12 protein-coding genes are annotated in these 14,664 nt (G+C 50.9%); 5 read left to right on the plus strand and 7 right to left on the minus strand.

The genetic code is table 11. The features are described from left to right. Window positions 1–48: 48 nt before the first annotated feature. The 7 genes from ACJJI7_RS06500 to ACJJI7_RS06530 all read right to left on the minus strand — a co-directional run bounded on the left by ACJJI7_RS06500 (window position 49) and on the right by ACJJI7_RS06530 (window position 7,057). A complete protein-coding gene (locus ACJJI7_RS06500) occupies window positions 49–891 on the minus strand; it encodes a putative porin (protein ID WP_444902440.1) in 843 nt (280 codons plus the stop codon). A gap of 282 nt (window positions 892–1,173) precedes the next feature. Beyond that, window positions 1,174–1,488 carry an antibiotic biosynthesis monooxygenase family protein gene (locus tag ACJJI7_RS06505; protein WP_444902439.1) on the minus strand — a complete coding sequence of 105 codons (315 nt, stop codon included), beginning with the start codon at window positions 1,486–1,488 and terminating at the stop codon, window positions 1,174–1,176. A gap of 82 nt (window positions 1,489–1,570) precedes the next feature. Continuing rightward, window positions 1,571–2,272 carry a phosphate signaling complex protein PhoU gene (phoU, locus tag ACJJI7_RS06510; protein WP_020413945.1) on the minus strand — a complete coding sequence of 234 codons (702 nt, stop codon included), beginning with the start codon at window positions 2,270–2,272 and terminating at the stop codon, window positions 1,571–1,573. Window positions 2,273–2,297: 25 nt separating this feature from the next. Beyond that, on the minus strand, window positions 2,298–3,173 hold the full coding sequence (gene pstB / locus ACJJI7_RS06515) for a phosphate ABC transporter ATP-binding protein PstB (RefSeq protein WP_020413944.1): 876 nt from the start codon (window positions 3,171–3,173) through the stop codon (window positions 2,298–2,300). A gap of 33 nt (window positions 3,174–3,206) precedes the next feature. Then, window positions 3,207–4,493 (minus strand): phosphate ABC transporter permease PstA, encoded by a 1,287-nt coding sequence (gene pstA / locus ACJJI7_RS06520; RefSeq protein WP_020413943.1) that lies wholly within the window; start codon window positions 4,491–4,493, stop codon window positions 3,207–3,209. Beyond that, window positions 4,486–5,865, minus strand: a complete 1,380-nt coding sequence (pstC, locus tag ACJJI7_RS06525) for a phosphate ABC transporter permease subunit PstC (protein ID WP_020413942.1) — start codon at window positions 5,863–5,865, stop codon at window positions 4,486–4,488. The genes pstA and pstC overlap by 8 nt, the downstream gene beginning before the upstream one ends. A gap of 139 nt (window positions 5,866–6,004) precedes the next feature. Further along, window positions 6,005–7,057 (minus strand): PstS family phosphate ABC transporter substrate-binding protein, encoded by a 1,053-nt coding sequence (locus ACJJI7_RS06530; RefSeq protein ID WP_020413941.1) that lies wholly within the window; start codon window positions 7,055–7,057, stop codon window positions 6,005–6,007. 183 nt (window positions 7,058–7,240) lie between these two features. Here ACJJI7_RS06530 and ACJJI7_RS06535 point away from each other — a divergent pair, with 183 nt between their 5' ends. From ACJJI7_RS06535 to ACJJI7_RS06555, 5 genes are all read left to right on the plus strand, one after another. Continuing rightward, window positions 7,241–7,813 carry a TRAP transporter small permease subunit gene (locus ACJJI7_RS06535; RefSeq protein ID WP_020413940.1) on the plus strand — a complete coding sequence of 191 codons (573 nt, stop codon included), beginning with the start codon at window positions 7,241–7,243 and terminating at the stop codon, window positions 7,811–7,813. After that, on the plus strand, window positions 7,810–9,174 hold the full coding sequence (locus ACJJI7_RS06540) for a TRAP transporter large permease (RefSeq protein ID WP_020413939.1): 1,365 nt from the start codon (window positions 7,810–7,812) through the stop codon (window positions 9,172–9,174). Before ACJJI7_RS06535 ends, ACJJI7_RS06540 begins: the two co-directional genes overlap by 4 nt. A gap of 353 nt (window positions 9,175–9,527) precedes the next feature. After that, on the plus strand, window positions 9,528–10,421 hold the full coding sequence (locus tag ACJJI7_RS06545; RefSeq protein ID WP_020413938.1) for an ABC transporter ATP-binding protein: 894 nt from the start codon (window positions 9,528–9,530) through the stop codon (window positions 10,419–10,421). A gap of 19 nt (window positions 10,422–10,440) precedes the next feature. Then, window positions 10,441–14,022, plus strand: coding sequence for an ABC transporter permease/M1 family aminopeptidase (locus ACJJI7_RS06550; RefSeq protein ID WP_282952072.1), 3,582 nt, complete (start codon window positions 10,441–10,443; stop codon window positions 14,020–14,022). Between the two features lie 171 nt (window positions 14,023–14,193). Next, window positions 14,194–14,592, plus strand: a complete 399-nt coding sequence (locus ACJJI7_RS06555) for an acyl-CoA thioesterase (RefSeq protein WP_020413936.1) — start codon at window positions 14,194–14,196, stop codon at window positions 14,590–14,592. Window positions 14,593–14,664: the final 72 nt, after the last annotated feature.

Genomic DNA, 14,664 nt, shown 5'->3' on the forward strand with positions numbered 1-14,664 from the left:
CAACAAATAAAAAGGGCTATCACTGATAGCCCCTTTTTTGACTCCAGTTTACAGCTGTACCGTCAGTCCAACTTGATAAATATCGTAGTCAATATTATCACTCTCAGTATCGGAGGCATAACCTACCTCAACAGCGACATTACGGTTGAGGTAGTGATTCATTCCCAGGCTGTAACGATCAGCTTCGTCAAAAGTAAATGCAACTGAGGTGCGCTGAGTAAAGAAGTATTCTGTGCCCAGAGACCAGAAATCGTCACCCTCTGGAGCCCAGATGTCATCGCCATAGTCGTACTTGGTGTACCGCAATTCTGCAGTCAGGTACTGTTCACCACCCAGGTGCATGAAGTACTTGGAAGACAGTGTACCACTGTCCAGCTCCTCATCTATGCTCAGATTAAAACCAATATAATTATTGCCACTTAACTGGTAGTTGTAGCGCATATCCAGGGAAAACTCATTGTCGCTATCATTATCGAAATGATTCAGAGTTACCAAAAAATCAGGAGTAAACAAGTAGCCAATAGATTGATAGTCTACATTTCCTTCCCATAGATCTACAATACCCGCGCCAAATACAAGGCCATTCGATGCAAAGTATTCACCACCTGCTGAGAAAGTGTCTCGGTCAAAGCTACCTCTATTGTAGTGATTGTAACCCCCATAAATATTACTGACCTTATTGATATACTCAAACTCTTTCAGCGGCCCCAGGGTTTCCTTCTGACCAAAGAAATAGGTCGTATTAGCCATGAATTGATCTGAATCCCAATCTAAAAAATCATAATCATAGTCTGTATGAGCGTAATGGAGCTTCGTAATAGAATTGTATTCCTCAGCACCAGCTGTAGCCGCGAGAAGCATCAGGGGAAGAGCAGCAAGCTTGAATCTCATATCAAAATCCTTCGTTAACGTTGGGATCCAAATTGGGCAGCGGATTGTAACAAAAGTTTTTTAGTTCGCAACAACAGTAAATTACAAAAAGTCAGTTAACTATTTTTTCGCGGCAAGCTGAACAAAACAGGTGGTTGAATTGACTGGATCAAAAAGATAAAAATACTTGTAATGCAGCGTAATAATTAACCAGAAAAAAATCTCAAAAAATTTTATATTTTTTTAATTCTTATCAGCTTCACCGGTTTTATTCAGCTTACATTCAGTTTGAATTCACTAATATTAATCCAAGCCAAAATTAACAACCCATTGCGGGTCTTCAAATTCACCCAGTGAACGAATTTCGACGAAGGGAGCAACACTGCGAATAATTTTATCGATCTCCACAGAATGCTGCGTCTGCATTGCATCCCTATCTTCCTTACAATGCCAAGTGGCAACAGCAAGCAATTTTCTTGGATCATCAATTTTCCGGTGAAGTTCCGTCCCCATCGCGCCGGGATATTGCTGAATTAACCTGGACGCTCGTACCCAGGCTTCAGCATATTCCTCAGCACTGAATCCCTCTTTGATATGAACTTCGAAAATATATTTCATCGCTTCCTCTCAGGACGCCCGAGCTGGAAAAACCTGCAATAAAAAAGGCCGCTTAATGCGACCTTTATAGCGGACTGGAAGTTCAAGACTTCCGCAAATTTTTTTCATGGCCGTGGCGAATATCCGCACCTTCCACCAAATAAACTACCTGCTCACAAATATTCTTCGCATGGTCGCCAATACGCTCCAGTGAACGCAGCGCCCAAAGCACGTTGATCACTCGCGAAATACTACGCGGGTCTTCCATCATATAAGTGACTAACTCGCGAACCGCGGTGCGGTAATCCATATCCACCTGCTCATCTTCCGCCAGCGTGCGCAGGGCTGACTCAACATCAAAACGGGTGTAGGCATCCAGGGCATCGTTGAGCATCTTGCGCACGGCATTGGCGATATGGCGTATTTCAGTATAACCACGGGGTGAGGTGCCTTCATCGGTGAGGGCAATGGCCATTTTTGCAACCTTGCAGGCCTCATCGCCGATGCGCTCCAGATCACGAGCTATGCGAGTTACCGACATCACCATCCGTAAATCCGAGGCGGCGGGCTGGCGTTTAGCAATAATTAAAGTCGCGTGCTCGTCGAGTGCCATCTCGCTCTTGTCGATCTCCTCTTCGACACGCAAAACCTCCTCAGCCAGCTGACTATCAGCATTGGACAAGGCATCTACAGCATCGGCGACCTGACGGGCAACCATGCCGCCCATCTCCAACATCTCGGTCTTAATACCTTCCAGGTCCTCGTTGAACTGACGGGAGATATGCTGATCGAAGTGCATTTCCATAGTGTTCCCTCGGGGCGTGGCCAACTCAGCCGAAGCGGCCGGTGATATAGGCTTCGGTTAATTCGTGCTCAGGGTTGGTGAACACGGTTTCGGTATCGTTAACTTCGACAAGTCGACCCAGATGGAAGTAGGCCGTACGCTGACTGACGCGAGCGGCCTGCTGCATTGAGTGTGTAACGATGGCGATAGTGTAGTTCTCGCGCAGCTCATCAATCAGCTCTTCGATACGTGCGGTGGCGATGGGGTCCAGGGCCGAACAGGGCTCATCCATCAGAATAACTTCGGGGCTAACCGCAATAGCCCGGGCAATACACAAGCGCTGCTGCTGGCCACCGGAGAGTCCGGTACCCGGCTTATCCAGGCGATCCTTTACCTCATTCCATAGCCCGGCGCGGCGCAAGCTGCTCTCAACAATTTCATCCAGATCGGCGCGGCGGCTGGCGATCCCATGGATCTTGGGACCATAGGCCACGTTCTCATAGATGGACTTTGGAAAAGGGTTTGGCTTCTGGAATACCATGCCCACCCGAGCACGCAAGGGCACAACATCCACCTTGGGACCGTAAATAGGATCGCCATCCAGACTCAACTCTCCCTCAACACGACAACCTTCAATAGTGTCGTTCATACGGTTGAGGCAGCGCAGGAAAGTGGACTTACCACAACCGGAGGGGCCGATCATGGCCACCACTTGATTGCGGCCTATATCCAGGCTGACGGAGTGGATAGCCTGGGCCTCGCCGTAAAATACATTCACATTGCGCATGCGCAACTTGGCGGTATCACAGAACGGCTTGCCCACGGTTTTCCGGACTTCGGCGCTCGCTGCAATTTGCCCGCCAGTCAGTTCGGATTGCGCCGCCTCTGTGCGCCCCGCGGCATCCAGGGTCATGGTACTCATAAATAATCCCGCTTTCTGTTAATCCGCGCTGTGTTACCAGCGGCGCTCAAGTTTCTTGCGCAGTAATACCGCGCTGGCATTCATTACAATCAATACGCTCAGCAGCACCATAATTGCTGCCGAAGTGCGCTCGACAAAAGCGCGCTCAGGGCTGTCGGCCCACAGGAAGATCTGTACCGGTAGCACAGTGGCTGGATCCGTCACCCCGGCGGGCACATCGACAATAAAGGCGACCATACCAATCATCAACAGAGGTGCTGTTTCACCCAGAGCCTGGGCCATGCCGATAATCGCACCGGTAAGCATACCCGGCATTGCCAGTGGCAACACATGGTGGAAAACCACCTGCATACGCGAGGCACCCATCCCCATAGCCGCTTCACGAATAGAAGGCGGTACCGCTTTTAATGCCGCACGGCTGGAAATAATAATCGTCGGCAGTGTCATCAGGGTCAGCACCAAACCGCCGACTAACGGCGCCGAGCGAGGCAGCTCGAAGAAATTGATAAAAATCGCCAGCCCCAACAAACCAAATACGATAGAAGGTACCGCAGCAAGGTTATTAATATTCACTTCAATTAGGTCGGTCCAGCGGTTCTTCGGTGCATATTCTTCCAGGTAAATGGCGGCGGCTACGCCGATAGGGAAGGACAACGCCAGTGTCACCAGCAGAGTAAATAGCGACCCCATCAGCGCTGCCCGAATACCAGCCTGCTCTGGCTCACGGGAATCCCCATTGGTAAAGAAGGTGGTATTGAAACGTTTTTTCAGCTCACCACTATCCAACAGTTGCTCAATCCAGCCGGCTTTCTGCTCAGAGGTGCGACCACGAAAACCCTCCTTGGAATCCTTGAGGCTCTTAACAAAGGTGTCCACATCGTCATCAGCGGCGAACCAAACCTTCTCGCTCTTGCCAAGCAGCTCAGGGTCATCAGCCAGGCGGTCACGCAGAGTGAAAGGCGCGCCAGAAGAAACCAGGGTATATAGCTCGCGCTTTTCGCCACGGCTGGTCACCGAGGGAAAGCGCTCGCGCAATGCTTGGCGAATCACACCGGAGAAGTTGGCCCAGGCCAGGCTCTCATCATCGACTTTGTCGATGTCAAGTACCTGTGCGTCGTAGTGTATTTCCAGCTGGATAGCGGTCTGCATAAAAGCACCGCTACCCTTGCTGATAATATCGCTGAACAGAATTACAACTGCGAGTACCCCGAAGGCGATACTGGCAATGCCCAATCCGCGAAAGAGCTTTTCCTTGCGATGGCGGCTGGCGAGGCGCTTCTCAATACGCTCGCGAACCTGCGCCTGAGTCAGATTAGTCATACTGCTCCCGATATTTTTTCACTACGTGCAGGGCGATAAAGTTCAGCACCAATGTGGTAACAAACAGCATTAAGCCCAGGGCAAAGGCCGCCAGGGTTTTGGGGCTGTCAAACTCCTGGTCACCAACCAGCAGGGTCACAATCTGAACGGTAACAGTGGTCACAGACTCCAGCGGGTTGGCGGTTAAGTTAGCTGCGAGTCCCGCCGCCATCACCACGATCATGGTCTCACCAATTGCCCGTGACACCGCCAGCAGAACACCGCCGACAATTCCCGGCAAAGCCGCCGGGATGACCACTTTGCGCACTGTTTCAGAGTGGGTGGAGCCCAAGCCCAGGGCACCATCGCGCAATGATTGCGGCACCGCATTGATCACGTCGTCCGACAGTGAGGAGACAAACGGGATAATCATAATGCCCATCACCAGACCAGCAGCCAAGGCACTTTCACTGGAGGCCTCCAGGCCGACCGAGGTAGCCAGGTCACGAATAAAGGGCGCAACAGTCAGGGCGGCAAAGAAGCCGTATACCACTGTAGGTACACCGGCGAGAATCTCCAAAATAGGTTTGGCCACTGCACGGACACGTTTACTGGCATATTCCGCCAGGTAAATTGCCGCCATCAAACCAATCGGTACAGCGACAAACATGGCGATGGCAGAAACCATTAAGGTGCCGGTAAACAGGGGCACAGCACCGAAGGCACCACTGGAACCAACCTGGTCGGCACGCAGGGCCATCTGCGGGCTCCAGTGCAAACCGAACAGAAACTCGGTGACCGGAACCGACTGGAAGAAGCGCAGGGATTCAAATAGCACCGAGAATAGAATACCCACGGTGGTAAAAATGGCCGCGCAGGCACAGGCAATCAATATAGCCCGCAAGACCTTCTCAACTTTTTCTCTGGCGCGTAATTGTGGAGAGAAACGTAAAAGAGCAAAGGCCCCAAGACCCACGGCCAATATCAAGCTCATAAAGGCTTGCATATTATTGGAGCTGCTACGCAATTGGCTGAGGTGATCCGCCGCTTCTTGCAAACGTGGAGTGGCTTCCCCCAACATATGACCCGCAGCCAGATTTTGAATTTGGGCGTAGAGCAGATTCTGTCCTGAAATTGTCTCGGGTTTGTCGGCGACACTGTTCAGCACCATAGCCCGAATAATGGCATCGTCAAAAATCAGCCAGGCTCCTAGTAATATCAAAGCCGGCAAGCCACACCAAAGCGCGGCAAATATTCCGTAATAACTAGGCAGGGAAGCCAGATTGCGTAAGCCACCTAAGCTGCGTGCAGCGCTCAGTGCACGGCTAAAGCCGGTACCGTAGGCCACCAGTATCAACAGCAGCAGAAGGGCGAACAGTGTGGGGGTTTGCATTGATTTACCGTGCTAAAAAATGGTGGTCGGCATTATCCCGACATTTCCTTCAGATTCCACAGTGCTGTGGACAAAGAAAAGCCAAGCCCTCTCGGGCTTGGCCGTCAATTCCCTTTGACTGTACTACTCCAGGATATAGTTATTTTGCAGCGAGATTGCTCAGTGCATTCAGCTTGCGAACGTCAGTAGCAATTTGCTGACGCTTCTCTTGAGGCAACGGGATCATGCCTTTGTCTGTCAGGTAACCTTCATCACCCCAGGTGCGCTCATTGGTGAACTCGGCCAGGAATTGCTTGATGCCCGGTACTACGTCAGCATGCGCTTTCTTCACGTAGATAAACAGCGGGCGGGATACCGGGTAGCTCTGATCAGCAATAGAATCGAAAGTCGGGGCCTGACCTTCAATCAGTGAGCCCTGTACTTTGTCGGCATTCTGATCGAGGAAGCTGAAGCCGAAAATGCCCAGGGCATTCGGGTTGGCAACCAGCTTGTTCACGATCAGATTGTCGTTCTCACCAGCTTCTACATAAGCGCCATCTTCGCGCACGTTGTGACAAATCGCCTTGTAAGCGCTCTTGTCTTTTTTCTTCATGGCCTTGATCCAGCCAAACTTCTTACAGCCACCTTCCATCGCCAGCTCGGCAAAGGCATCGCGGGTACCGGAAGTGGGGGGCGGGCCCAGAACTTCAATTTTGGTATTGGGCAAAGCCGGGTTTACGTCTTTCCAGGTCTTGTAAGGGTTGGCCACCAGGGTCTCGGAACCGTTAGGGTTTGGTACTTCTTTAGCCAAAGCCAGGAAAATATCCTTGCGGGATAGCTCAAACGGAGCTGCTTTCTTTGCGTTGGCGAGTACGATGCCGTCGTAGCCGATCTGGACTTCCACAACATCAACGCCGTTGCCGTTACACATTTCCAGCTCGGACTGCTTGATACGACGGGATGCACCGGTGATATCTGCAGTGCTCTCGCCAACGCCCTGGCAGAATAACTTCATACCGCCGCCAGTTCCCGTGGATTCAACTACCGGGGTTTTGAACTGTGTAGCGCGGCTGAAGCGCTCTGCCACAGTAGTAGTAAAAGGATAAACGGTAGAGGAACCGACAACACTGATGTAGTCGCGAGCCGCCATAGCCACCTGAGAGGTGGCGAGGGTCAATGCCGCCAGGGAAGTGGCCAGAATTTGCTTGTTCATGTGGAACTCCGATGAGTGTTTTTTATTTCACGCGGCGATGCTAGGAACAACGGGTGACGATTCTATGAACAAAAGATGACAAAAAGATGACAGCTTGAAATATGGCTCGCTGGTGCATGGACTGCCAAAACGGTAACCTTCGTGCAACCAAGATAACAATAAGATGTAAAGAGAGAAGCCCCCATGCCTTTTCTGTTGCGTGGAGCCCGTGCATTGGAGAGTCTGTCCAGTCGCACCGGTCACCTGCTGGCCTGGTTTACCTGGGCCATGGTTTTACTGCAAAGCTGTGTCGTGGCACTACGCCATCTTTTCGATAGCGGCTCTATCGCCCTACAGGAATCCGTAGTCTATCTGCACGGTGCTACCTTTATGCTCGGCCTGGCCTACGCCCTGCAAACTGATGCCCATGTGCGGGTAGACATCCTCTATAGGCGCATGGGGACCAGGGGCAAGGCCTGGGTTAACGCCGTAGGTTATCTCATCTTTTTATTACCAATTTGTACTTTTATGCTGATTAGCAGTTGGCAGTTTGTACTGAACAGCTGGTCAGTGCTTGAAGACAGCGCCAATGCCGGCGGCCTGCCAGGGGTATTCCTATTGAAGAGCCTGATCCCTCTTGCGGCAATTACCCTAGCCCTGGCCGGCGCAGCCCAGTTTATGCGCGCCCTCCTGCAACTGATGGAAACGCCAGCCCCGACAACCAAGGCCTCGGCCAAGCCCCGGTTACTAAGGCAAGCAGAGGAGGCTGAGGCATGATGGAGTTAATCCCCCTGCTGATGTTCGCCGCTGTCTGTGCAATGTTGATGTTCGGCTATCCGGTAGCCTTCACTCTTGGTGGAACAGCGCTAATCACCGCTGGCCTGGGTATTGTGTACGGCGTCTTTGATGCAGAATTGCTGCGCGCCTTTCCCGATCGCCTCTACGGCATTATGCAAAATGGCACCCTGGTGGCCGTGCCATTATTTGTGCTGATGGGTGTGATACTGGAGCGCGCCCGAATCGCCGAGGATTTACTGGTCAACCTAACCAAGGTATTTATGGGGGCGCGGGCAGGAATGGCCATTTCTGTAGTAGTGGTTGGTGCACTGCTCGCCGCCAGCACCGGAATAGTGGGTGCCACGGTAGTAACTATGGGTCTGATGTCCCTGCCCACCATGCTGAAACAGGGCTACTCTCCCAAGCTCGCCACCGGTACCATCTGTGCCACCGGTACCCTCGGGCAAATTATCCCTCCATCTATTGCGCTGGTATTACTGGGAGATACTCTCTCCAATGCCTACCAACAGGCACAGCTGTCTGCCGGAATCTTTAACCCCAAGCCCGTCAGCGTCGGTGACCTGTTTATCGGGGCAATTATCCCGGGCTTACTGCTGGTAGCCGCCTACATTATTTACCTGTTATTCATGGCCCGCCGCGAACCGGCGAAAGCTCCCTCCACCGAACAGGAGGCACTGGAAGTCTGGCCGTTGATTAGCAGCCTTTTTCCTCCTATTGCCCTGATGTTGGTGGTTTTGGGCTCCATTATTACCGGTGCAGCAACTCCCACAGAGGCCGCTGCAGTAGGTGCACTGGGCGCAGGTTTGTTGGCTTATAGCCGTGGTGCCCTGAATTGGGCACGAGCGGGGGAGGTTGGGCGAAGCACCCTACAAGTAACAGCGATGGTCTTCGCAATCCTAATCGGAGCCTCGCTGTTTTCTCTGGTCTTCCGCGGTTATGGCGGCGAAGAATTGGTAACCAGTATTTTTCACAGCCTGCCCGGTGGCGTAGTAGGGGCGACACTATTGGTAATGCTGGTGATTTTCTTACTTGGGTTTATTCTCGACTTTATCGAGATCACCTTTGTAGTGGTACCTATTGTAGGGCCAGTTTTATTAGCAATGGGAGTCGACCCGATTTGGCTCGGCATTATGATCGCCATTAACCTGCAAACTTCATTCCTGACACCACCGTTTGGTTTTGCCCTCTTTTATCTACGCGGTGTCGCACCCAGCTCAATAGCTACTTCCGCTATATACCGTGGTGTTGCGCCCTTTATTGGCATCCAGATTTTTTTACTTTGTCTATTGGCGCTCTGGCCAGCTCTGGCAACCTGGCTGCCAGGGATTATTCAAAAATAACAGGTACATACCCTATTTTTACACCTGTTAAAAATAAAAGGGGCCGGCTCAATTGCGCCGCCCCTTCTCAGTCTCTATCGTCAATTCCACACTCCGCACTTAACTACAGAAACATCAAACTATTTGTCTTTTAAAACTTTCACTACACCTTGTCATCCCTCTTTTCAGAAAATACTCCTGTTACATTAACGATTTAAAACCTGGTGTAACTGTCTATATATTGACGGTGAAACGCACCTATCGACACTCGAAACAAATAAAGATAACAAATAGGGAATCAAGAACTCTGAAATCAGTCTATCGATTCTTAAAAAGAATTAAGAACATGAATAAATATTAAAAGGGAATTAAAAATGCTGAAGATCTCTAGTCTTTCCAAGACTTATGACAATGGCGTACACGCGCTTAAAAACGTCAATCTGGATATTCCAAAGGGAATGTTCGGGTTGCTCGGACCCAATGGGGCCGGCAAGTCCTCATTGATGCGTACCATCGCCACTCTGCAATTCGCCGATAGTGGATTCATCACTTTTGATGGAATCAATGTGGCCACCAATCCGCAGAAAATCCGTAGTACTTTAGGTTACCTGCCACAGGATTTTGGTGTTTATCCGAGAATCAGTGCCGAAGATATGCTTGATCATATGGCGGTACTTAAGGGTATCAGCAATCGAAAGGAACGCCGCGAGCTGGTGGCTGACTTATTGCACCAAACCAATTTATTTCGTGATCGCAAGAAAAATCTGAGCGGTTACTCCGGCGGTATGCGCCAGCGCTTTGGCATTGCCCAAGCCCTTATCGGCGACCCGCGCCTGATTATTGTCGACGAACCCACAGCTGGACTCGACCCACAGGAGCGCAATCGCTTTCATAATCTGCTCAGCGAAATTGGCGAGAATGTAGTAGTGATACTCTCCACCCACATTGTGGAAGATGTTGCCGATCTGTGCCCCAATATGGCCATTCTCGCAGCTGGAAAAATTGTTGCACAAGGTAAACCTGAAGAGCTGACTTCCAAGCTGCAAGGTCGCGTATGGCGGCGTATCGTCAATAAATCAGAGTTGGAAGAGTGCCGTAATAAATTCGATGTGATTTCCACTCGCCTATTAGCCGGCCGTCATGTTGTACATATACTGGCGGAATCTCAACCGGGTGAAGGGTTTGAACAACTGCAACCCGACCTGGAGGATGTCTACTTCTCCACCCTCTTCAGTGATGAAGAATCTCGAGTGGCTAGCGCCGCCTGAGGCGGGGGAGGGTATCGACATGTTTTTATCTATTGCTAAGTTTGAATTTCACTATCAACTGCGCCAGCCGGTGTTTTATGTCACCAGCCTGGTTTTTTTCCTTCTGACATTTGGCGCCACTGCCTCCAACAGTATACAAATCGGCGGTGCCGGCGGCAGCACCCTAATCAACTCCCCTTTTGCGATCATGCAAACCCTACTGATCATGAGCTTGTTCAGTATTTTTATTACCGCCGCATTCGCAGCCAACCCGGTACTGCGTGATCGTGATATGAAAATGGATGGTATCGTCTTCAGTACCCCTATCAGCAAGCGCGATTATTTACTAGGGCGCTTCACAGGGTCATTTACTGTTTCTTTCCTGGCATTTTCAGCCTCTGCCCTAGGTATGCTGTTCGGTTCCTGGATGCCCTGGCTGGACCCGGAACGGTTAGGTCCAACACAAATATCTCATTACTTACAAACACTATTCGCACTCATTCTTCCCACCATGCTGTTTTGCAGCGCACTGTTTTTTAGCCTGGCAGCTGTAACTCGCAGCATGATGGCCACCTACTTGGGGCTGATTGCTTTTCTGGTTCTCTATTTTACCAGTCAGGGGATGATGGACGAGCCCGCTTATCGCAGTGTCGCCGCACTGGCCGACCCCTTCGGTCTCGGCGCCTTCGATAATGCCACTCGTTATTGGACCGCCTTCGACCGCAATACTTCCATGGTTGCCCTGGAGGGAGAGTATCTAACCAATCGCATAATATGGCTCATCGCCAGTTTGCTTATTATCGGGTTGGGCTATAGATGCTTTTCTTTTGCCGAGCGCAAACCACTCTGGTCACGTCGTCACAGAATAGAGAATCAAACTGAGGAACAGCTTCGTTACAATAAGCCAATACCGCGAATCACTCCTACTTTTGGCGCAACCGCTGTTTGGCAACAATTCCGGGTACGCAGCGGTTTTGAAGTCAAAGCTGTGGTAAAAAGCCTGGCTTTTTGGGTAATTCTCGCAATTGGTGTTCTCAACGTACTGGGTGCTTCCCTTAACCTGGAAGCAATTTTCGGTACCTCGGTTTACCCTGTTACCCGCTCAATGATAAGCCTGATACAGGGCGCCTTCAGCCTGATCATGATGATTATTCTGATCTACTATGGGGCTGAATTAGTATGGCGCGAACGCCAGACCGGCTGCCATGAAATTATGGATGCAGTGCCCACACCGAACTGGGTTTTTGTGGCAAGCAAGTTTATTGCAATGCTGGTGGTTCTAGCCGGTATATTGATTGCCAGTATGCTGACCACTGTCGCTGTACAGCTGGGCAAGGGGCACGCTACCCTCGAGCCAGGGCTTTATTTTTATGGTCTCTGGTACCAATTCGCAATGCCCTTCTACCTGATGGCTGTTCTTTCTATCTTTGTCCAGGTAATTACCCGTAATAAATTCCTCGGCATGTTGCTGATGGTGGGCTACCTGATCAGCTCTATAGTGCTCGACATCTTAGGTTTTGAGCACAACCTCTATCAGTTCGCCGGTTGGAATGCTGCTCCCTACTCGGATATGAATGGCTATGGTCACTTTGAACAGGGTCGCGCCTGGTTTGCATTTTACTGGACAAGCTTCAGCCTGATATTAGCAATGTTGAGTTATGGGCTCTGGCAGCGGGGCACCCTGGCCTCACTAACGAGCAGGCTCAAAGCCCTACGCTTCCAGCTGGGATTGCCCAGCCGTTTAGCTGGTATTACAGCCTTCCTGCTGTTTGTTGCCAGTGGAACCTTTATTTTCTACAACACTAATATTCTCAACGACTATGAAACCAGCAAGGATCGCGAGCAGCTAGCCGCAGACTACGAGAAAAAGTACAAATCCCTGGAAGACAAGCCAGCGCCACATATCATCGATGTCAATGTAGATGTGGATATCTTCCCCGATGAACGCCGCTATGAAGTGCGTGGGCGTTACTTCCTGATGAATAAGCGCGATAAATCTATCAATGAAGTAGCCATCGGACTGGAGCGCGGTCTCACGGTCAACCAGCTATCCCTGAGTCAGGCCAAACTGCGCGAAAAGGATGAGCAATTCGGCCATTATTTCTTCGAACTGGAGCAACCCCTGGAACCCGGAGAGGCACTTACACTGGAGTTTGATCTTAGCAGGATCAGCCGTGGCTTTATGAACTCCGGCTCCTCCACCACTATTGTGCAAAACGGTACTTTCTTTAATAACTTTGAGGCGATGCCCTTTATCGGTTACAACAGCAATATTGAATTAACTGACCGTCACCTGCGCAAGAAGTACGATCTACCCCCGCCTCAGCGAATGCCCAAACTGGAGGATACAGATCACTACCGGGAGTCCTACCTGCGCAGCGACTCCGACTGGATTAACTTTGAAACCACGGTCAGTACCTCAGTGGGACAAGTAGCACTGGCTCCCGGCTATCTGCAAAAAGACTGGCAGGAGGGAAAGCGCCACTATTTCCACTACAAGATGGATGCCCCGATTCACAATTTTTTCTCCTACCTTTCTGCGGACTACACCATAGTTAAAGACCAGTGGAAGGATGTAGCCATTGAGGTCTACCATCACAAGCCTCACGACTACAACGTGGACCGTATGATTGAAAGTGTGAAGAAATCCCTGGAGTATTTCAGTGCGGCTTTCAGTCCCTATCAATATCGCCAGTTGCGTATCGTTGAGTTCCCGGGTTATGAAAGTTTTGCCCAGGCATTTCCCAACACCGTGCCCTTTTCAGAATCCATCGGCTTTGTCGCCGATCTCCGCGACCCGAATGAAATTGATTACGTCTTCTATGTGACTGCCCACGAGGTTGCACACCAGTGGTGGGCACATCAGTTGGTCGGAGCCAACGTGCAAGGCGCCACTTTGCTCTCCGAAACCCTGGCCCAGTATTCCGCACTGATGGTTATGGAGCAGGAATACGGTCCGGAAAAAATACGTCGCTTCCTCAAATATGAGCTTGACCGTTACCTGAGCGCGCGGGGTAGCGAACTCCTTGAGGAACTCCCCCTGACTCACAATGAAAATCAACCCTATATCCACTACCGAAAGGGTTCTGTAGCCATGTACGCCCTCAAAGATGCCATGGGTGAAGATGCCATAAATGCGGCCTTGGCATCGTTGCTGAAAGATAAAGGGTTCTCCAGTGACCCCTATCCCACCAGTATGGATTTGGTGGCAAGGCTCAGAGCGCACGCCGAAGCATCTCACCAGGAACTGATCACCGATATGCTGGAGAGGGTAGTTCTTTTTGACCTGAAGATCGCAAAGGCCACCTCTGAGCTATTGGATAATGGTAACTATCGCGTTCTGTTGGAGTTGGAAGCTCACAAGTTCGAGGCCGATGGGGAGGGCCAGGAACAAGAAATCCCAATGAATAATCGGATAGATATCGCCATTTTCAAGGAAGATCCCGACAAGAACTTTAATTCAGAAAACGTGCTCTACTTCGCCAAACAGGAGATCAGCGAGCAAACCACCGTGCTGGAGTTTGAAGTGGAGGGCAAACCGAGCATCGCTGGAATTGACCCCTACATCAAGATGATTGATAAAAACCCAGACGACAACCTGCTGGAAGTAGAGGCTTTGTAAGGCCCAGATCACTAGTCTCCCGGCCATCTGGGGTGGTGGCTGGGAAGCAGGATCGCCAGTTTTCTCCAGCAAATTCTGGATAACACTGGTCAATTACTGCGCAATTTGTGCTAGAATGCGCCACCTTCCCAGAAGTAGTACCCAATAACTCTAACAATCTGTGAGCAGTCGATGTCCGCACTTTCAGCCCTAGATGAAAACCCGCAACCCACAGGTACGCTAACCCTGCAAACCCTGGCCATGCCCCGTGATACCAATCCCCAAGGGGACGTATTTGCTGGCTGGCTGATGTCGCAAATGGACCTGGCCGGCGCAATCCTCGCCCAAAGTATCGCACGGGGCAGGGTAACCACCGTTGCGGTAGGCAGTATGGTGTTTTTACGCCCGGTACCTGTTGGCTCCACAGTCAGCTGCTATGCAGAGGCTATCGAAGTGGGTCGTTCTTCGATCAGGACTATGGTTGAGGTGTGGCTGACACGGGTTGATTCCGGTGAGCAGGTGAAGGTCACTGAAGGTGAGTTTGTTTTTGTCGCTATTGACGATAGTGGGCATACCAGGCCACTGCCTTAAGTTATTCACAAGAAGTCGCTCACTGAATCGCTGCGGGGAACAGTCTGGTACACAGCTTCCCCCTCATTATCC

The organism is Microbulbifer variabilis (assembly GCF_056232115.1).

Excerpts from the sequence above, each read along its gene's own strand:
- ACJJI7_RS06500 (WP_444902440.1), bottom strand. The coding sequence starts at position 891 with ATGAGATTCAAGCTTGCTGCTCTTCCCCTGATGCTTCTCGCGGCTACA.
- ACJJI7_RS06505 (WP_444902439.1), bottom strand. The coding sequence starts at position 1,488 with ATGAAATATATTTTCGAAGTTCATATCAAAGAGGGATTCAGTGCTGAG.
- phoU (WP_020413945.1), bottom strand. The coding sequence starts at position 2,272 with ATGGAAATGCACTTCGATCAGCATATCTCCCGTCAGTTCAACGAGGAC.
- pstB (WP_020413944.1), bottom strand. The coding sequence starts at position 3,173 with ATGAGTACCATGACCCTGGATGCCGCGGGGCGCACAGAGGCGGCGCAA.
- pstA (WP_020413943.1), bottom strand. The coding sequence starts at position 4,493 with ATGACTAATCTGACTCAGGCGCAGGTTCGCGAGCGTATTGAGAAGCGC.
- pstC (WP_020413942.1), bottom strand. The coding sequence starts at position 5,865 with ATGCAAACCCCCACACTGTTCGCCCTTCTGCTGCTGTTGATACTGGTG.
- ACJJI7_RS06530 (WP_020413941.1), bottom strand. The coding sequence starts at position 7,057 with ATGAACAAGCAAATTCTGGCCACTTCCCTGGCGGCATTGACCCTCGCC.
- ACJJI7_RS06535 (WP_020413940.1), top strand. The coding sequence starts at position 7,241 with ATGCCTTTTCTGTTGCGTGGAGCCCGTGCATTGGAGAGTCTGTCCAGT.
- ACJJI7_RS06540 (WP_020413939.1), top strand. The coding sequence starts at position 7,810 with ATGATGGAGTTAATCCCCCTGCTGATGTTCGCCGCTGTCTGTGCAATG.
- ACJJI7_RS06545 (WP_020413938.1), top strand. The coding sequence starts at position 9,528 with ATGCTGAAGATCTCTAGTCTTTCCAAGACTTATGACAATGGCGTACAC.
- ACJJI7_RS06550 (WP_282952072.1), top strand. The coding sequence starts at position 10,441 with ATGTTTTTATCTATTGCTAAGTTTGAATTTCACTATCAACTGCGCCAG.
- ACJJI7_RS06555 (WP_020413936.1), top strand. The coding sequence starts at position 14,194 with ATGTCCGCACTTTCAGCCCTAGATGAAAACCCGCAACCCACAGGTACG.